Below are 17,947 nucleotides of genomic sequence, written 5' to 3' on the forward strand. Positions count from 1 at the left end.
CCGTCAGAACAGCCAGACCACCAGCAGCGTCAGCGGGACCACGATCCACGCGGTCACCAGCACGACGACCCAGGTCCGCGGATGCCCGCAGGGCTCGGGTGGCGGCGGGGGCTGCACGATGATGACGGGCTGCGGTGCGGGCGGCGGGGGAGGCGGCGGGGGCGCGGGCGGGTTCATGTCCGCGCCGCACCGGACGCACAGCGCGGCCGTCGGGACGTTGAGCTCGTTGCACACCGGGCACGCCAGCGTGGCGGGCGTCGCGGTCCCGGAGGCGCCGGGTGCGCGGCGCAGGGCGTCGTCGGAACGGCCCTCGACCCCGGCCGGCGCGACCGACGGGCGGGCCCAGAACAGGGGGTAGTCGCACGTCGGGCAGAAGTCCTCGGCACGGCGCTGGTCGGTGTGGACGGGCGACGGTGTGCCGCACTCCGGGCAGGGGATGACGATCGTGCCTGCCGGCTCCAGCGGGTCGACCGGATCCATCGAGCCCGGCTGCTCGTCGATGACGTCGGTCATGACGCCTCCCTCTCGGCCAGTCGCTCCGGCGTCGGCCAGATACGGCGCTGGGCGACCCAGATCTCCGCGTGCACGTGCGCGGGCACCTCATCGAGCACCAGCGACAGGAAGTCCGCCTCCTCCAGGAGCCCGGTCGACGGGACCTCCATCACCACCCAGGCGGGCCCGACGGGAGCCTCGCCCTGCTCGAAGACGCCACCGCCCTCGGACACGATCACGGGTCCACCCGAGTAGAGCTCGAGCAGCCGGGTCAGCCCGGCCGTGGTGCCGCGCAGCTGCAGGGTCGCCGCGGCGGTCGCCAGGATCCGTCGCTGGACGGCCTCGCTGTACTCGGGGTCGATCCCGGGCAGCCCGAGCCACTGCGCCATCCAGCGGATCATCTCCGGCGGCGTGAGCTTCAGGTCCGCGAGGTGGGCGAGGTTGTCGGCGTGCGCGACGAGCGTGCCGGCCTGCTCCTGGAAGATCGACACGAAGCGCACGAAGAAGTCCTCGGACACCATCCCCAGCGGGAGCTGGCGCAGCAGCCAGTCCTGGTCGCGGCTCATCGCACGACCACCCGGTGCTCGGCGGACAGGAACAGGGTGTGCGGCTCGAGCACGATCGACTCGCGGCCGCCGCCGATGCGGCGTCCGGTGCGCAGGTCGTACTCGAACAGCTGGAGCTCGTCGACGGACAGCACACCCTCGACGGCCTCGATGACCTGCGTGACGGCGGTCGCGGTCAGGGTGGTGTCGAAGGGCCAGCCGGTCCGGTCCGAGCCGCCGGTGAGCGGGTGCACGAAGCGGGTGAGGGCGTCGACGATCCGCTGCCGGACCATCGCGGCCGGGCGGCCGGGCAGCGAGCGGACCAACGCCGCGACGCTGACGCCCTGGTAGTACGGGGTGCCCAGCTCGATCGGCACCCCGACCATCCGCCGGACGTCGAGGGCCTTCCCGACGACCGCGTGCAGCTCGGTGGACAGGGCGAAGTCGTCGAGCTTGTGCAGGCGCGGGTCGGTGCGCACCTGCGGCACGACGAGCACGCGGACGACGGACGAGCCGGTCTCCGCGGCCGGCAGGCACCGCGCGCGGGCGACCTCGACGGACGCCTGCCGGGCGATGGCCTCGAAGTCCGATGCGGTGACCGCCCGCTGCCCGGTGCGCAGCGTCAGCGGGCCGCGCGCCTTGGCCTCGGCCGGGGTCTCGGCGTCGACCCCGCCCGTCGCGGGCTCCAGGTTGGTCACCGACGCCACGAACGGCAGCGCGGTGCGCAGCGCGGTGAGCGTCCGGGTGCCCAGGTTGCCGTGCGCGCCACCGCCCGAGCGGTAGCCGGTGACACGGATCTCGGCTCCGTCCTGCGGGATCGCGCCGTGCTGGCGGACGGCGCCGTCGGGGTGCCGGATCGCGGGACCGAACTGCACCACTCCGGTGTTCGAGTCCCACACGACGTGCAGGTCGTCGGGGCCGGACGCGGAGAAGTCCGGCACCTCCTGCCAGGCGAGGGTGCCGCGGCGGTCCACGACCACCACGTGCTCGTCGTCGCGACGCGCCGCGACCGGGGTCACCGAGACGGGGAACGACTGACCGGTGACACCCGTGGAACGGCCGAGCAGCTCGGCGGGCTGCGCGCTCGCGTGCTCCGCCGGCACGGTGATGCCGATCGCCTGCAGCGCGATCGACGCGATGCGCGGCGACGCCTGGTACGTCGGCTGGCCGGGCTGCGGCCGCAGCAGGCGGACGCGCAGCCAGTGCGCGAGCGTGCCGCCGAGCACGAGCGGCTCGTGCTTCAGCGGGACGAGGAGGACGACGGAGCCCGCCTTGTTCAGACCGCCGGTGCCGTCGGACTCCACGATGGTCCGCACCCACGCCTCCCCGTTCCACGCCTCCCAGGCCAGGGGAGGGTTGCGGGGGTCGACGCCGATGCCCTGCGCGTCGGCGGCCAGGTCGAGCCGCACCGCGAACCCGGCGAGCGACTCCTTCGTGCCCAGGTACAGGGCGTCGCCCTCGGCCAGCGGGGACGACGGGAAGCAGACCGCCGACTGGCCCGGCAGCGTCAGGTCGTCCCAGACGTCCGTCGACGCGAGGTGCGCGGCGTCCGACGTGTGCGCGGTGGTGAGCGTCGGTGGGCTGACAACCGCCTCGCCCGCCGTGGAGAACACGGTCGCGTCGGCGTCGTCGAGGGCTGTCGAGACCTCGGTGCCCTCGGGGATGCGGACCACCCGGTCGGCCGGCGAGGAGAGCCAGAACGTGAGGTTCGCGCGCGCGACGCTCGGCGGGAACGGCTCGATGCCCACCAGGTTGAGGAAGTGCACGTACATGCGGTCCGGCACCTGGTTGACGCGGTAGAGCACCATCTCGCTCACCCAGGCGAACAGCTCGATGAGCGCGACGCCCGGGTCGGACACGTTGTGGTTGGTCCACTCCGGCGTGAAGCGCGGGATGAGGCGCTTCGTCTCGTCGACGATGTCCTGGAAGGTGCGGTCGTCGAGGTTCGGCGGGTCGAGCGGCATCAGACGTCCTCGCGGGGGATCACGTAGAAGGGGTAGACCAGGTTGCGGCGGTCGTTGGTGGCGCGGACGCGGTAGGCGATGCGGATCTGGACGACACCCGAGGACTCCGCGTCCTGCTCCGGCGTCACGTCCTGCACCTCGATCCGCGGCTCCCACTGCGCGAGCGCGTCGCGGACCGCCTCGCTGATCAGCCCCAGCAGGTTGGCGTTGACCGGCTCGAACATGAGGTCCCAGATGCGGCAGCCGAACTGCGGCCGCATCAGCCGCTCGCCGGGGGCCGTCAGCAGGACCACCCGGATCGAGTCCTCCAGGTCCCCGCCCGGGCGCGTCAGCGCGATGGCACCGGTGTGGTCGACGCCCAGCGGCCAGGTGAAGCCGCGACCGACGAAGTCCGACGTCGGCGTCGTGGAGAGCTCGCTCAATTGATCTTCACCATCGCTCCCTTGACCTCGAGGATGCCGCCCGCCTCGACGGCTGCCATGCCGGTGCCCTTCAGGGACGCCTGCGTGCCCTGCAGCTTGAGCGCGCCGGTCGCCTTGGTGTCGATCTCCGCGGCCGACGTCTCGACCTTCGCCTTCGCCTTGATCGTCACCGTCGTCGCGTCGATCGTGATGCCGCCCTTGCCGTCGAACTCGATGAAGGACGAGCCGGCGGTGATCTTCAGGGGGATCCCGTCGGGCACCTTGAGGTCCGCCCGGTCCTTCCCGATCCGCAGGCTGTGCTTGAGGCCGGCCGCCGCGAGCACCACGTGCTGCGTGGCCGGGTCGGTGCCGTCGCTCATCTCCAGGACGTGCCCGAGCCGGCTGGTCAGGGCGCGGGTCACGACGGCGCCGTTCTGGTCCACCGCCGCCGTCGGCGTCGTCGACTTGCTCCCGTACAGCCCGCCCAGCACGACGGGCCGCGTCACGTCGTCGTCCTCGAAGCCGATGAGCACCTCGTCGCCGACCTCCGGCAGCACCACCTGGCCGCGCCCCGCCCCGGCGCCGAGCCCGAGCACCCGAGCCCACGTCGTCGTGGCCTCGTCGGACGCGGTGGCCAGCGAGACGCTCACGCGGCCCATCCCGTCGGGGTCCTTGACGTTGTCGACGATCCCGACGGCCAGCCCGCTGCGCCGGAAGCTGGACACCGGCGCCGTGGTCGACCACGGGTCGGAGAGCTGCACCGGGTCGCGGTCGCCCGCCACGAACCGGGTCTCCGCGTTGCCGCTCATCCAGGTGTTGGTGATCTCCCGGACGTAGTAGTTGCCGTTCGACGGACCCGCCCCGCCGACGGTGACGCGCCCCCCGGGGACCATCCGCGCCGTGTACTGCACCTTGCCGGTGGCGATGACGCGACCCGTCCGGGCGGCGATCGCCACCGCGGCCGTCGTCGCGTCGCTCTGGGACCGTGTCGCGGCACGCGCGTCGACCCGGGTGTACTTCGGTGCGCCACCCGAGCTCACGTCGAAGCCTGCGCGCGACGTCGGTGTCGTCGACGTGCCCACCACCGGGGACTGCGCCACCGGGTCCCAGCCCCGGACCGTCACCTTCGTGTCGCCGTCGCCCACCTGCCGCGCACTGAACGCGATGACGTCCTGCCCCACCGTGACCGAGACGGGCTGGGCGCCCGGCGCGCTGCCGGTGGCCGCCGACCACATCGAGAACGTCTTCCCCGCGATGCACCAGTCCCGGCCGGTCCGCTGCGCGATCTCGTCGATCAGCCCCAGAGCCGTGTCGTTGCGCAGCGCGTACTTCACAGGCGCCGTCGGCAGGTCGATCGTTCCGAGCGACAGCCCGACCTCCTGGACCAGCCGCGACACGATGTCCTTGTACGAGATGTTCGTGAACGACTCGATGTTCGTGTCCCGCAGCAGCTCGTACCCGAGGTCCTGGACGGTCACCGTCAACGTGGCACCGCGGTAGCCGTCCACCTCGCTGGCGACCGAGGTGACCGTGCCGTCGAACACCGTGCCGAGCAGGTCGTCGTACCCGGCGGCCACCGAGACGGCCTTCCCGATGTTCAGCCTGCCCGACCCCACGAGCGCGTAGCTCTCGTCGACGAACACCAAGGTGCAGCGCCCGACCGCGCGCAGCCCCAGCTGCACCCGCACCTGGAGGAGCGGGAACTCGTCGGGGAGCTCGACGCCCTCGACCGTGATCTTGACGTTGACGACGGCGCCAGCGTCGACCATCGGGCTCGTCATGAGTCCAGCTTCGGGATCGTCAGCATCGACCCGGGTCGCAGCGCCAACGGGTCCGCGATCGCGTTCGCCGACGCCAGCAGCCGCCACTTCGTCGAGTCCCCGTAGTACTGCGCCGAGATCCGGTCGAGCGTCTCGCCCGCCTGCACCCGGTGTACCCGGTGCGGTCGCGGCGTCCCGGACGTCGGGTTCTGCTTGCCGAAGGCCTTCGACTCCTCGTACTGCCGCAGCACCAGCCCCATCGTCGCCCGCAGCGGCATGCCCGTGCTGGAGAAGTACGTGAACGTCAGGTCGAGGTGCGCGACCACCGCCTTGAACGAGTGCAGGTCACCCCAGTGGAACGTCACGTACGGCGGGCGGACGCTGTGCTTCGTGTCGTCCGTCCCCGGCAGGGTCGGGTCCACCTCCATGAGGTCGACGATCTTGCCCGTGTGCGCGCTGACGTCCGTGCCCGTGTCGGTGGTGTCGAAGAACAGGTCCACCCGCAGCACGCCGGCGTTCGCGCCCGTGTAGCGCAGCCGCGTCACGCCACGCCCCGGCATCGCTGCGCCCGCCCACGTGTTGCTGCGCGTGATCTTCAGCTGCGCCGGGTTGAACAGGCACGGGACCTTCGTGCCGTCCTCCGTCTCCAGGAACGCCTTCTGGCTCGACGGCGGGGACGCCGCGGGCTGGGTCGGTGTCATCAGAACACCTCCGACCCACGACGCCACGCCCGACGGTCCGTCTCTTCCTCGAGCCGCTCCTCGACGATCCGCAGGACCGCCTCCCGGAACTCCGGGTCGTCGAAGGTACCCAGCCCCGACCCCGTCGGTGTGTAGAGCCCGTCCACGCTCTTGTCGACGCCGGAGTTGTCGAACTCGGCGAAGCTGGCCCGCCACGCGTCGTCGATGCTCATGTCCGGATCCCCCTCGTGGTGGAAGCGCCGCACCACGTGCGGCGAGCCGGCAGGAGCGCCGAACGTCAGGGGTGCCGCCGTGCCGGTCCGGCTGGCCAGCGCGTCCGCGACCGCCGACGTCGGGACGTCCCCGGTCGAACGACGCACGACCGTGCGCGGCGGCAGGACGTTCCACGACGACGGCAGCTGCGGCGGGTTCGCCCCGCTCGACGGCACCGGTGGCGGGACGATCCCGGTCGACGACGACGCCGCCCCCGGAACCCACCCCGCACGCCCGTCACGGTCCGCCGCCGACCGGCGGACCGTGGCACCCGGCGGGAGGCCGACCGTCGGCACACCCGAGGAACTGCCCCCCGCGCCGATCGCTCGCACGACGCCGGAACCCGCGCCGCCCGTCGCCGGGTGGCCCCCACCGGGACCGGAGTCGGACGGGCGGCCCCCTGCGCCGCCCGGCGCACCGGTCGCCGGGGCGACGGGCCTGCCCAGTGCTCGTCCGGACGGCGGTGCCCCCAGCACCTGCACGCCCGCACCGCTCGCCGACATCACCCCGGCGCTCGACCGCCCGACGGCCGTGCTCGCTGCCCCGGGGTCACCGCTCGTCGTCCTGCCGGAGGCGCCCGACGTCGTGCGGGACGCGCCCGCCGTCCGCCACGACGTGCTCGCTGTCCCGGCGGACGCACCGGTTGTCCTGGCGGACGCACCGGTTGTCCTGGCGGACGCACCGGTTGTCCTGGCGGACGCACCGGTTGTCCTGGCGGACGGCGACCCCGCTCGGCGGCGGACCGGCGACGCCGCCGAGAGGATCGACGCCCCTGCCGCCGACGCCCCACCCGCAGCGGCGACGACGGTCGGAGACATGAGCCGCAGCGCGTGGCCCGGCGCTGCGAGCAGGCGCTGCACCGGCGCCTCGGCAGCCCTGCTGCTCCCAGCGGGCGGGCTCCACGCCCGCGGTGAGCCGGCCGTTCCCCGCGCGCCGACACCCGACGGGTCAGCCGCGCCGCGAGCGCCGCCGCCCGACGAGCTGGCCGTGCCCTGCGGCCCGCCGCCCGACGAGCTGGCCGTGCCCTGCGGCCCGCCGCTCGATGGGCCGGCCGTTCCTCGCGCGCCGACACCCGAGGAGGTAGCCGGCTGCCAGGCCCCGGCCTCCGACCGGTTCGCCGACGCGTACGCGGCAGCGGCACCCGTCGGAGGTGCATAGCTGCCCCGGTGGTCACGGACCGACGCCGGCGACGACCCCGGACCGACGGATCCGACCGACCGCCGCACGTGGACCCCCTCGATCCCGAGACCGAACCCCGTCGGTCGGGTGCGATCGTGCCCAGCGCGACGATGACCGGTCCCGGGCAGCCGCCCCTCCGCAGCGGGAGCGCCCGCGAGTCCGTCGTCCGTACCGCTCGTCCACCGACGCACGGCCCCGGCGCGGGTCGAGGCGGAACTCGCCGGTGCGCGCAGGGAGGACGCCACACCGGCGGTTCCCGTCGCGGGTGCGGCCGTCCCGCTGTCCGCGCGTCCCCGGGCTGCGGTCGAGCCGATCGATGCCGACGTGGGGACCGTCCCGGTCGCCGACGCCGCAGCCGTCGAACCGACCGTCGACGGTGCCCCCGTGGCTGGCGTGCCCGTCCCCGACGTGCCGGTCCCCGACATGCCGGACGCCGACGTGCCGAACGCCGACGCGGCTGACGCCGAGGTGCTGGGTGCCGACGCGGCGGACGCCGACGTGCCGGGTGCCGACGCGGCGGACGCCGAGGTGCGGGGTGCGGACGCGGCTGACGCCGAGGTGCGGGGTGCGGACGCGGCCGACGCCGAGGTGCCGGAGACCGACGCGGCCGACGCCGACGTCGCCGCACTCGGTGCCGGTGCCGCGGGTGACGCGCCGCCCGTGCCCGAGGTGGCGGGTCGGGTGGTGGCGACAGAGCCCGACGTCGCCGGTGCTCGGGTCGGAGCCGCGGACGGGGAGGTCCCGGTGGGCGACGAGGTGCCCACCGGGCCAGCACTCGCCGCGGCGGTCCGCACGACGCCGTTCGACGACGAGGACGACGGCGCCGCCGACGAGGAGGACGACGGCGCCGCCGACGAGGACGCCGCCGACGACGAGGACGCCGTCGACGACGAGGACGCCGTCGACGACGAGGACGCCGTCGACGACGAGGACGCCGTCGACGACGAGGACGCCGCCGACGAGGGCGACAGTGCCGGGCGTGGGCTGGTCGTCGGCGTCGGAGCCGCGTGCGGGTCCGTCGAGGAGAGCGCGGAGTGCGCGCTGTTCGACGACGCCGCGTCCGATGCGGTGCGACGGGCCGCATCATGGCCCGCACCGGCTGCGCGACCCGACGTCCCCGACCCGGCACCGGTGGACGCGACGAGTGCGGCGGTGGACGCTGCTGCGTCTGCGGCGACGGCGGCGACCGCCGCGGAGGTCGGTGCGACCGAGCGGCGGACTCGCGCGGTCGGGTCGGCGAGCGTGCCGTGCCCCTGGAACAGGCGTCGTGCGAGCGTGCGCCGCACCGCGCTGGCCAGCGGCCGGTGCGCGGGCATCGCCTGGTCGGTCGACGACCCGACGGGCGACCCGGCGAACATCGACATGGTCGGAGCGACCGCAGCGCCGGGAGCCGCACCCGGCCCGCGGGAGCTCATGGCAACCGGTGTCATCTCGGCTGGCCGGACGGCGTCCGGCATCGGCCCACTGGTGCTCGGGGCGATCGGCGGCGTCTCGCGTCGACGGACGACCTCCGGCGTCGGCTCACGGGGACTCGCGGTGGTTGCCGTCGTCTCGTCGGAGCCGACGGCGGCCGGCGTCGGCTCACTGGGTCTCGCGGCGATTGCCGTCGCGTCGCCGGAGGTGAGGGCGGGTGGCGTCACAAGGCTCGCAGCGGCGTCGTGCGGCGTCGGTCCGCCGGGCGCGAGCTCGGCTGACGGGCCCCCCGTCGAGGTCCCGGACACCGACCGCTGGACGTCCGCCCCGCCCGCCGACCCAGCACCTGGTCGGCGCCCACGGGTGCCGAGCTCGTCCGTTCGCGCCGAACTCGTCTGCTGCAACGAACGATCTCGGCTCGGACCGACGAGTTCGGCGCCGGTGGGCGAGGCGGCGGTGGGCGAGGCGGCGGCGCGCGCGGCGGCGGTCGCCTGGGCGCGGCGGCGCAGCAGTCGGCCGGACGGGGCAGGGCGAGCGCTGGTGGCGGGAGGGAGCGTCGCAGCGGAGGGAGCCCGGTCACCTGTCACGGCGGACGCTGCTCGTCCGGGCCCCCCGTCGTTCCCCGGTCGTGCGGGTGGTCCTGCGGCGCGCGTCGCGGGAGTGCGCATGACGCGGGCGTCGGACTTCATCGTCATCGTCCCGGCGGCCCGCACGTCCTCGGAGACGCGCACGGGGATGGTCGTCGGGGCCAGCCGCGTGGTGCTGCCGCCCGGGCGGTAGCTGGCCTGGTCGGGGACGCGGGCGAGCATGCGCGGGAGGCCGCGGGGGGTGGGCTCGACGGCGGCCGACCGCACGACCGACACGTCGGTCCACCAGCGCGGCGGCGCGACGTCGGCCGGTCCCGACCCGACCGACACCGAGGCGGCCGGTCCGACCAGCGACCGGCGGACGGTCACGGAACGCCCCCACCCGGCGGAGAACCGCGACGACGAGGACGCGAGCGACCCGATCGGCGACGGGCGCGCGTGCCCGAGCGTGGGTCCGGGCCGACGCAGCCGGACGCCGATGGCCCGACCCAGCCGGGTCCGCGGGTCACCGGCCGACGCGCCGGACTCCGACGAGCCCGGCACCGACGACGGGCCCGGCACCGACGACGAGCCCGGCACCGACGACGCGGACGAGCCCCGCACCGACGACGGCGTCGAGCCCGGCGACGACGGCACGGCGGCGGTCACAGCGTCGTCGCCCGGAAGCCGTTGTGCGCGACCTCGAGCGTCTCGGTGAGGGAGTCGGCGACGTCGGCACTGAGCGTCGGCCCGCTCCACGCGACCGCGAACACGCCCTCGAACTCCCAGGAGCGCAGGCGCTCCCCGTTGTTGCCGAGGACGGTCACGGCACCGGTGGAGCGGGTGACCTTGTTCTGGTTGCCGGCGAAGCCCTCACCGGAGGACTTGCCGACCCAGGTGAACAGGGCGTCGGAGTTGACGAGGCCGCGCTTGAACACCAGGTGCGGCCAGCGGATGACCCCGGGGAACTGCTGCACGTACTGGTTCTGGCCGCCCTCGACGTACTCGTGGGTGGTCACGGTCATCTGCAGGCCGGTGATCTCCTTGAACGCGCCGATCTCGACACCGTCGACCTCGAACACGAAGTTCGCGGCGACCGGGACGTCGCCACCGAGCGGCTCCTCAGGCACTCTCCCTCACCGCTTCCCACGCTCGGGCGTTCATGGCGGACACGGCACGCACGATGCGGACGCGGTCGAGGTGCTCGAGGTCGAGCAGCTCGTCCATGGGCCAGTGCAGGTGGTACGCGAGGAACGCGATCTCCTGCCAGAGCGCCTCGGTGGGGTAGCGCAGCATGGGTCCTACCGGGCCTCGGTCCGGATCTCCTCGATCGATGCCCGGCCGGGACGGCTGAGCACCGGGGTCGGGACCTCGTCGGGAACCTCCACCTGGGTCGGCGCCGGCGACGGCTCCGACCCAGGCAGCGGCCCAGCCCCCTGCTGCGCGGCGACGAACTCGTCGAACTCCTCCTGCGACCCGAAGTTGATCACGCCGTAGAAGTCCTGCAGGTACGCCAGGTCGGCCGCGAAGAGACCTTCGATCTCGTGCGGCGTGACCAGGTCGAGCGTCCCCAGCGTCTCCACCACCCGCGCGAGCACCACGATCGTCAGCCGCGGGTCGTCCGGGCCGCTGATCGTCGGGTCGCGCAGGGGTTCCAGCTCGTCGCGCGCCGTCGCCAGGCGCATGACACCGTCCCGGTGGAGTCCGCCGTTGCGGTCCACGTACCCCCGGGGGAGCGTGAACTCGTAGCGGGTCTTGAGGCTCACTTCACCCGCGCGAGCGACTCGATGGTGAGGGTGATGGTCTCCTTCACCGGGTCGTTCGAGTCGACGCTGAGCTGGTCGGTCGAGATCTTGCTGGGCCAGCCGTTGGTGAAGTTGAACCGCGCCACCTCGACGTGGGTCGAGTCGTACATGACGATCGAGCCGCTCTTGCGGTTGTTGGTCCGGTCCGACTGCAGGATGCCCTTGCTCATGATGTCGTTGAACCAGCCCCACATCTTGTCCTGCGTGGAGTCGGGCGGTGCCATCCGGACGAGCGAGAGGTCTGGGGCCTTGTTGCGGCCGGCCAGCGTCTTGACGGTCTGGGACTTGCCGTCCTTGCCGACCTGCTGGGTGGAGGCCACCTCCATCTCCACGTCCAGGCCCGACACGGAGGCGAGGATGGTGACGACGGACCCGTCGATCTCCAGGAAGAAGTTCTGGGCGATGATCGGGTCGACGCTGATGAGGTCGTTCGGCATCTACGTGCTCCTGTCCGGGTGAGGTGGCGCGCTCAGGACGCGATCTGCTTGTTCTGGCTGATGCGGAAGATCACGAACTCGGCCGGCTTGACGGGCGCGATACCCACCTCGACGACGAGCTTGCCCGCGTCGACGGACTCGGGCGGGTTGGTCGTCTCGTCGCAGCGGACGAAGAACGCCTGGTCCGCGCTCGCGCCGAACAGGGCACCCGCCGACCACAGCCCCCGCAGGTATGCGTTCAGCGTGCGCTTGACGCCCTCCCACAGGGCCACGTCGTTGGGCTCGAACACGGCCCACTGGGTGCCTTCGAGGATGGTGGCCTCGATCATGTTGAACAGCCGGCGGACGTTGATGTACGTCCAGTCGGTGTCCGAGGTGAGCGTCCGGGCGCCCCAGATGCGGATGCCGCGCTGGCCGAACGGTCGGATCGCGTTGATGCCGAGCGGGTTGAGCACGCCCTGCTCCGCCTGCGTGATGGAACGCTCCACGTCCAGGACGCCACGGATCGTGTCGTTGGCCGGGGCCTTCCACACACCGCGGCTCTCGTCGGTCCGTGCCCAGACGCCGGCCACGTGGCCCGACGGCGGGATGAGGACCTCGGAGTTGCCGTTGGACCCGGTGGGGTTCTCCACCTTGATCCAGGGGTAGTAGAGCGTCGCGAACGCCGAGTCGAACTGCGCGGTGTCCGTGCGCCACTCCTTGACGGCCTGCGGCGACAGCCCGGGAGGGGCGTCGAGGATGGCGACCCGGTTGGCGTGCAGCTCGCAGTGCGCGATGAGGCTCGTCTGCACGGCCTTCCAGAGGCCCAGGTCGAGCGACCCGTCCTCCTTCGTCGCGGCCGTGATCAGGTCCGGGACCAGCACGATCGTGACGTCGTCGGCGATCGCGAGGCCGGCGATGCCGGTGCGGGCCGACTCGGACCCGGCGAACTTGCGGCCGTTGACCGGGACCGGCTTCGCGGCTGCCTGCTCCAGGCTGTACGCGCCGGGCTTGAGCAGCTCGAGCTGGCTCTTGAGGTCCACGTCGTCGGCGAGCTTGACCTCGACCTTGACGCGCGTGGACGTCTTGTTGATCACCGTCGCAGCGTCGCGCGGCCCACCGAGCGTGAGGTCGTCGTAGCTCTCCACGGCCTCACCGCCGTCGACGATCGTGATGCTGAACGGGGCGGGCCCGTCGTGGTCGTCGGCGACGTCGGACGTCTCGACGACCACCGTGAGGTTCGCGTCGGGCTCCACGGACTCCACCGCGATGGGCAGGCCGAGCGAGCGGTCGGCGGCGGGCAGCGCCAGGCGGGCCGGCTCACCGGACGGCTCGGCGTTGGGCACGCGGACGATGTAGGCGAGGCTTCCGCCGTTCAGGAAGTAGCCGTAGACGGAGAGGGGCAGCACTGCACCCTCGACGAAGCCGCCGTAGAGGCTCTCGAACTGGTTCCAGCTGGTCACGAGGCGCGGGGCGAGGCCCTGCGGGTCGTTCGGGTCATCCAGCGGCGCTCGCTCCGTGAACCCCACGAACGCGGCCACAGCGGTGGGGGCGGACGCCAGCACCTTCTGGGTCGAGGGGATCTCTTCGACGTAGACGCCGGGCGCGGTGTAAGTAGGCACTGGCCATCCTCTGCTTGGTGCGCCCCGCCGGCTGGGCCTGCGCGGGAACGCTGCGACGCGGGTGTGTCGTTCGTCACGGTATGGACGGCTGTGACCGCGCGGCATCGGTAATCGCTACCGAGGTTTGAACCTGGACGCAAAACGCGCATAAGGTGCGAACCTGACAAGCTCGATGTGACTCGCGCAATGCCCCTACAGACGCGGGGGCGAGGGTCCTGGTGCTCACCGGTGAGTGGAGTTGCTGTGGCGGCTGACACCGACGTCCCGTCGACGTCGACGGTGCCCACCGAGAGCGTCAGCGCCGTTGCTCGTCGGACCCTGGTCGTCCGCCCCCTCACCGAGCAGGTCCGGACCGAGGTGCAGTCGGGCCGGAGCGTGCTCGTCGTCGGCGACGCCGGGGTCGGCAAGACGCACCTCGTGACGGCCGCCCTGGCGCACCTGTGGATCGGCACGCCGACGTCCCCGATGCCGACGGTCGTCAGCGTCTCCGGCGCCACCTCCCCGGCGGGCATCCCGCTGGGTGCGCTGGAGCCGCTGCTGGGCGACGTCGCGATCAGCTCGCTGGGCAGCTTCGCGCGTGCCGTCGACGCGCTGGCCCACTCGCTGCACGCGCGTTCCCGCGGCGGTCCGGTGATCCTGCGGGTCGAGGACGCGCACCTGCTCGACCGGGCCAGCAGCCAGGCCCTCGCGTGGATGGTCCAGCAGCACGAGGTGCAGCTCGTCGCGACGGCACGCTCGTCGGCCGTGTCGCAGTCGCCCTGGCTGGAGCTGTGGAAGGACGACGTCGTCGAACGCATCGACGTGCCGCCGTTCACGCTCGCCGAGGTGCGGCAGTGGCTCGTCGGCGAGCTCGGCGGGCAGGTCAGCCTCGACACCGTCCGGCGGGTCTGGTCCGAGACGTCCGGCAACGTGTTCCACCTCGGTGAGGTGGTGGGTGCCCTCCAGCAGCAGGGCGACGCGTGGGTGTGGGTCGGGGGCGCGCCGCCGGGCCGACGGCTCCTCGACGTCGTCGCGCACGACATGTCACGGCTCAGCGGGGACGCGCGCGTGGCCCTGGAGATCGCCGCCCTCGTCTGCCCCGTCTCGCTGAGCGTCCTGCTCGACCTGGTGTCCCGGCCCGTCGTCGAGGAGCTGTCCCGGGTCGGTCTCGTCTCGATGTCGCCGCGGCTGACGGTCGCGGGGGAGGGGGACGTCACGGTCGACCTCGCGCACGCGCTCTACGCCGAGGCGGTCCGTTCCGGGGTCCCGCGGGCGCGTCGTCGCGAGGTGCTCGAACGCGTCGCCGGCCTGGCCAACAGCGGCCACCGCAGCGGCGCCGCGCTGGTCCGCTCGGTCGCGCTGGCGCTCGACTGCGACCTGGCCGTCGAACCGGGCCGGCTCGACGCCGCCGTCGACGCCGCGTTCGAGCTCCAGCAGCCCGACACCGCCACCCGCATCCTGACCGCCGCGCTGCGTCAGACGCAGCCCGGCACCCTGCGTCGCGCCACCCTCGCGATGCAGCGGGCCGACGCGTGGTGGCACCTGGACGACGCGGGGCGGGCGTCGCGGGACCTGACCGACGTCGTCGACGTCCTCTGGGAGACCGCCCGGCCCGACGGGCCCACCGTGCGCCTCATGGTCGCGGCGACCGCGCTGCGCGCCCGGATCGCGTACCACCGCGACGGCGACCTCGACCAGTCGCTCGTCCCGTTCGACATCGCGGCCCGGTGGATCTTCGAGCGCGGCGGTGAGCACTCCGCCCGGGGCCTGCAGGAGCTCGAGAGCGCCCGCCTGACCCGGCTCGGCTACGGCGGACGCCCTCGGCTCGACGACGCCCTGACCGTGCTGCTCGACTCGTCCGCCGGCAGCGCGGCCGTCCCGCTCGCCGCTCCCACGATCGTCGGCCTCGCCCAGTCCGGACGGTTCGCGGACGCCGCGCACCTGGCCGCCCGCTCCGCCCAGCTGGCCGCCGCGCACCACGACCAGTACCGGTGGGGCCGCGGCGAGGTCGCCGTCGCCGCGTTCCTCACCACGCTCTGGTCCGGCGACGTCAGCACCGCCGAGCGCGTCGTCGACTCCCTCGACCAGGAGCGTGACGCCGCCGTCGACTGGGTCGCCGTCCACGTGACCCGAGGCCTGATCGGCGTCGCCCGCGGCTCCTGGCTGCAGGCCCACACCGACCTGCACGCCGCCAGCGCCCGCCGCGGCCACACCGACCTGGGCGGCGTCGCCGTCTACAACCTCGCCGCCGAGGCGCTCGCCGCAGCCGCCACCGGAGACGCCACCACCGCCCGCACCCTCCTCGCCCAGCACGCCGACGTCACCGCGCGCGCCATGGCCGGCGTCGACGGCGAGGTGCAGCTCCTGCGCGCCGACACCCTCGCCTGGCTCCGCGACCCGCGCGCCGTCGACGAGGCCCGCGCCCTCGCCCTGTGGGCCCGCGAGCGCGGGCTCCTGCGCGTCGAGCTGGAGGCCCTGCACCGCTCCGCCGACCGCCGCCGCCCCGGCACCCGGCCCCGCGGCGTCAACCCCGAGGTCCTGCGCCGCGTCCGCGAGCTGACCCCGCTGGTCGACGGCCCCCGTGCCGCCGCGATCGTCCGGCACGTCGAGGCCCAGGCCGCCGGTGACGACGACCTCGTCCGCATCGCCGAGCGCGACCTCAACCGCTGCGGCCTGTGGCTGCCGCCCGTCGAGACCATCGTGTCGCTGACCCGCCGCGAGCAGGAGATCGCCTCCCTCGCCGCCGGGGGGCTGACCAGCCGCGCCATCGCGTCGCGACTGACCCTGTCCGTCCGCACCGTCGACTCGCACCTGGCTAGGGTGTTCGCCAAGACCGGCGTCCACTCACGCGAGGGACTGTCGGCGGTCCTTCGCTGAGGGGATGGGCATGACGTCGAAGAGCTCAGCCGGCGGCGCGGCCGGAGGCGGCGCGGTGTACGGCGTCGGCTTCGTCGGCGCCGCGATCTACTACTTCTCCGCGGGGGACAACTTCTGGGACTTCGTCCTGGCGATCCCCAAGGCGATCGTGTGGCCCGCGATCCTCGTCTTCGAGGCGTTGAAGAGCTTCTACGGGTAGGCCGATCCGCGTCCCTACCGCAAGCTCTTGCGCCACCCCGCCGCGACCGCCTCCTCCTCGGAGCAGAACCAGCGCTCCCCGTACTCCTCGCGGATGACCGTCTCGTTGTAGAACTCCTGGCCCGGCACGTGGTAGATCAGCTCACCCGAGTCGATGGAGACGTTGCCCTTGACGAGACACTCCGCCGCGGGCACGACGGGTGCCGGTGCCTCACCGACGATGCCGACCGGTGCCTCACTGACGACGGCGGCCGGTGTGGACGGCGGGGCACCCTCCACCGGCTGCGGCAGACACCCCGCCACGGTCAGTCCGACCACGATCGTCACCAGGGCGAGACGCGACGGGCGGGACATCTCCGCAGCATGACCGCGTCGGACCCGGGATGGCTATCGCCCACATGGCTACATCTGACGCGGCGCCGGCGGGATGTTCTGGTTGAGCCGGAAGGTGTTGTCGGGGTCCCAGGCCGACTTCAGCCCCTGGAGACGCGCGTAGGTGGCGTCGCCGTACGCCCGGTGCACCCCCGCGTCGCCCTCGACACCGAGCGCGTTCACGTAGACACCGACGCTCCACGGCGCGATCGTCGCCGCGAGCTGCCGGCACGTCGCCGCGTGACGCTCGTCGTCGGCCGGGTCCGCCCACTTGGCGCCGACGTCGTACTCGAACCGCGTGCCACGGTGCGCGAACGCCGTCGCCCCGGGGTCGACGTCCGCGATGGCACCCCCGTACTGGACGAGGCTCGCCGCCCCGACGTCCGCCTCCGTGTGGGCCAGGAACGCCTCGAGCGCTGCATCGGGGAGCTCCCGGACGTAGTGGCTCTTCGCGTAGCGGCGGTACCCGTACGCAGCGCCGACGTCCGACTGTCGTTGCAGGTCGAGGTAGCTGATCGGTGCGACGCGTCTGGCCACCGCCGGACCGAGCCCGTCGAGCTCTGCGACCATCGGTGCGGCCTCGTCCGGCGGACCCACCCAGACGAACCCCAACGTGAGCGGACCCCCAGCGCGCACCTCCGCGATCAAGGTCGCACGCCTCGGAGCATCGTCCGCCTTCGCCAGCCACGTCCGCAGAGCGTCCAGCCCCTGCGCCGGGTCGAGATCCACCTCGGCGACGAGCGCCTGCGTCCCGACGTCGTGCAGAGCCAGGTCGAAACGCGTCACGACCCCGAAGTTCCCGCCGCCACCGCGCAGCCCCCAGAACAGGTCGGGGTTCTCGTCGGCCGACGCACGCACGAGCTCGCCGTCGGCCGTCACGACCTCGTACCCCAGCGCGTTGTCACAGGTCAGGCCGACCATCCGACCCAACCAGCCGACGCCCCCGCCGAGCGCCAACCCACCGATCCCCGTGTGCGACACGATCCCCGCCGTCGTCGCCAGCCCGAACGGCTGCGTGGCCGCGTCGAGCGACCCCAGCAGCGCCCCGCCCTGCACCTGTGCGGTGCGCTCTGGGGGGTCGATTTTCACACCCCGCATCCGCGACAGGTCGATCATCAGCCCGCCGTCCGGCACCGCCCATCCCGCCGCACTGTGCCCACCACCCCGCACGCCCAGCGGCAGCCCGAGCTCCCGCGCGACCCGGACCGCGGCACGCACGTCATCCGTACCGGCACACCGGACGACGTACTTCGGGCGACGATCGACGGCACCGTTCCAGACGGCGCGCGCGTCGTCGTACCCGGTCTCGCCAGGGACGAGAACCTCGCCCTCGAAGCTGGCAGGTAGTGCTCCGGCCATCGGCATGGCACGACTCTGGCGGCTGTCGGGCAGCTCTGCCAAGAGT

The 17,947-nt window shown here is 73.3% G+C and carries 19 protein-coding genes; 5 read left to right on the plus strand and 14 right to left on the minus strand.

Going from position 1 to position 17,947, the window contains the following annotated elements; translation table 11 throughout:
- Nucleotides 1-3: 3 nt before the first annotated feature.
- Genes ASF78_RS13090 through ASF78_RS22415 form a run of 7 tightly spaced genes read right to left on the minus strand, consistent with a single transcriptional unit; the run spans nt 4 to nt 6,075 of the window.
- The gene (locus ASF78_RS13090; RefSeq protein ID WP_056589926.1) at nt 4-513 is read right to left on the minus strand and encodes a hypothetical protein; all 510 of its coding nucleotides are present in this window, start codon (nt 511-513) and stop codon (nt 4-6) included.
- A complete protein-coding gene (locus ASF78_RS13095; protein ID WP_056589929.1) occupies nt 510-1,058 on the minus strand; it encodes a phage tail protein in 549 nt (182 codons plus the stop codon). The genes ASF78_RS13090 and ASF78_RS13095 overlap by 4 nt, the downstream gene beginning before the upstream one ends.
- Nucleotides 1,055-3,001, minus strand: a complete 1,947-nt coding sequence (locus tag ASF78_RS13100) for a putative baseplate assembly protein (RefSeq protein WP_056589931.1) — start codon at nt 2,999-3,001, stop codon at nt 1,055-1,057. Before ASF78_RS13100 ends, ASF78_RS13095 begins: the two co-directional genes overlap by 4 nt.
- Nucleotides 3,001-3,423 carry a GPW/gp25 family protein gene (locus ASF78_RS13105; protein WP_056589934.1) on the minus strand — a complete coding sequence of 141 codons (423 nt, stop codon included), beginning with the start codon at nt 3,421-3,423 and terminating at the stop codon, nt 3,001-3,003. The genes ASF78_RS13100 and ASF78_RS13105 overlap by 1 nt, the downstream gene beginning before the upstream one ends.
- On the minus strand, nt 3,420-5,183 hold the full coding sequence (locus tag ASF78_RS13110) for a phage baseplate assembly protein V (RefSeq protein WP_056589937.1): 1,764 nt from the start codon (nt 5,181-5,183) through the stop codon (nt 3,420-3,422). The genes ASF78_RS13105 and ASF78_RS13110 overlap by 4 nt, the downstream gene beginning before the upstream one ends.
- Entirely contained in the window at nt 5,180-5,863 is a 684-nt protein-coding gene (locus tag ASF78_RS13115; RefSeq protein ID WP_056589940.1) for a LysM peptidoglycan-binding domain-containing protein, read from the minus strand. The genes ASF78_RS13110 and ASF78_RS13115 overlap by 4 nt, the downstream gene beginning before the upstream one ends.
- Nucleotides 5,863-6,075 carry a hypothetical protein gene (locus tag ASF78_RS22415; RefSeq protein WP_156374157.1) on the minus strand — a complete coding sequence of 71 codons (213 nt, stop codon included), beginning with the start codon at nt 6,073-6,075 and terminating at the stop codon, nt 5,863-5,865. Before ASF78_RS22415 ends, ASF78_RS13115 begins: the two co-directional genes overlap by 1 nt.
- A gap of 79 nt (nt 6,076-6,154) precedes the next feature.
- Between ASF78_RS22415 and ASF78_RS22420 the strand changes: the two genes are divergently transcribed.
- From ASF78_RS22420 to ASF78_RS13135, 3 genes are all read left to right on the plus strand, one after another.
- Nucleotides 6,155-7,273, plus strand: a complete 1,119-nt coding sequence (locus ASF78_RS22420) for a hypothetical protein (RefSeq protein ID WP_056589946.1) — start codon at nt 6,155-6,157, stop codon at nt 7,271-7,273.
- Nucleotides 7,274-7,678: 405 nt separating this feature from the next.
- The gene (locus tag ASF78_RS13130) at nt 7,679-9,487 is read left to right on the plus strand and encodes a hypothetical protein (RefSeq protein WP_156374158.1); all 1,809 of its coding nucleotides are present in this window, start codon (nt 7,679-7,681) and stop codon (nt 9,485-9,487) included.
- Nucleotides 9,488-9,514: 27 nt separating this feature from the next.
- Complete coding sequence (locus ASF78_RS13135; RefSeq protein ID WP_235518562.1) at nt 9,515-9,991, plus strand: hypothetical protein; 477 nt, start codon at nt 9,515-9,517, stop codon at nt 9,989-9,991.
- On the opposite strand, the gene ASF78_RS13140 is transcribed toward ASF78_RS13135, so the two are convergent.
- The 5 genes from ASF78_RS13140 to ASF78_RS13155 are packed head-to-tail and all read right to left on the minus strand — an operon-like array spanning nt 9,939 to nt 13,116.
- Nucleotides 9,939-10,403: a phage tail protein gene (locus tag ASF78_RS13140; protein WP_056589954.1), complete on the minus strand. Its 465-nt coding sequence runs from the start codon at nt 10,401-10,403 to the stop codon at nt 9,939-9,941. The genes ASF78_RS13135 and ASF78_RS13140 overlap by 53 nt on opposite strands.
- Nucleotides 10,396-10,569 carry a DUF6760 family protein gene (locus ASF78_RS22795; RefSeq protein WP_200940603.1) on the minus strand — a complete coding sequence of 58 codons (174 nt, stop codon included), beginning with the start codon at nt 10,567-10,569 and terminating at the stop codon, nt 10,396-10,398. Before ASF78_RS22795 ends, ASF78_RS13140 begins: the two co-directional genes overlap by 8 nt.
- Nucleotides 10,570-10,574: 5 nt before the next feature.
- Nucleotides 10,575-11,039, minus strand: coding sequence for a hypothetical protein (locus tag ASF78_RS13145; protein ID WP_056589957.1), 465 nt, complete (start codon nt 11,037-11,039; stop codon nt 10,575-10,577).
- Entirely contained in the window at nt 11,036-11,515 is a 480-nt protein-coding gene (locus ASF78_RS13150; protein WP_056589959.1) for a phage tail protein, read from the minus strand. The genes ASF78_RS13145 and ASF78_RS13150 overlap by 4 nt, the downstream gene beginning before the upstream one ends.
- Before the next feature lie 32 nt (nt 11,516-11,547).
- On the minus strand, nt 11,548-13,116 hold the full coding sequence (locus ASF78_RS13155) for a phage tail sheath subtilisin-like domain-containing protein (RefSeq protein WP_056589962.1): 1,569 nt from the start codon (nt 13,114-13,116) through the stop codon (nt 11,548-11,550).
- A gap of 243 nt (nt 13,117-13,359) precedes the next feature.
- Between ASF78_RS13155 and ASF78_RS13160 the strand changes: the two genes are divergently transcribed.
- Together ASF78_RS13160 and ASF78_RS13165 are read left to right on the plus strand one after the other, a co-directional pair.
- Nucleotides 13,360-15,972 carry a LuxR family transcriptional regulator gene (locus tag ASF78_RS13160; protein ID WP_056589965.1) on the plus strand — a complete coding sequence of 871 codons (2,613 nt, stop codon included), beginning with the start codon at nt 13,360-13,362 and terminating at the stop codon, nt 15,970-15,972.
- A 10-nt stretch (nt 15,973-15,982) separates the two neighbouring features.
- Nucleotides 15,983-16,171: a hypothetical protein gene (locus ASF78_RS13165; RefSeq protein WP_056590888.1), complete on the plus strand. Its 189-nt coding sequence runs from the start codon at nt 15,983-15,985 to the stop codon at nt 16,169-16,171.
- A 14-nt stretch (nt 16,172-16,185) separates the two neighbouring features.
- On the opposite strand, the gene ASF78_RS13170 is transcribed toward ASF78_RS13165, so the two are convergent.
- Nucleotides 16,186-16,524, minus strand: a complete 339-nt coding sequence (locus tag ASF78_RS13170) for a hypothetical protein (RefSeq protein WP_156374159.1) — start codon at nt 16,522-16,524, stop codon at nt 16,186-16,188.
- A 48-nt stretch (nt 16,525-16,572) separates the two neighbouring features.
- Nucleotides 16,573-17,907, minus strand: coding sequence for an FAD-binding oxidoreductase (locus ASF78_RS13175; RefSeq protein WP_056589968.1), 1,335 nt, complete (start codon nt 17,905-17,907; stop codon nt 16,573-16,575).
- Nucleotides 17,908-17,947: the final 40 nt, after the last annotated feature.

This window comes from Cellulomonas sp. Leaf334 (assembly GCF_001424195.1).
Taxonomy (GTDB): domain Bacteria; phylum Actinomycetota; class Actinomycetes; order Actinomycetales; family Cellulomonadaceae; genus Cellulomonas.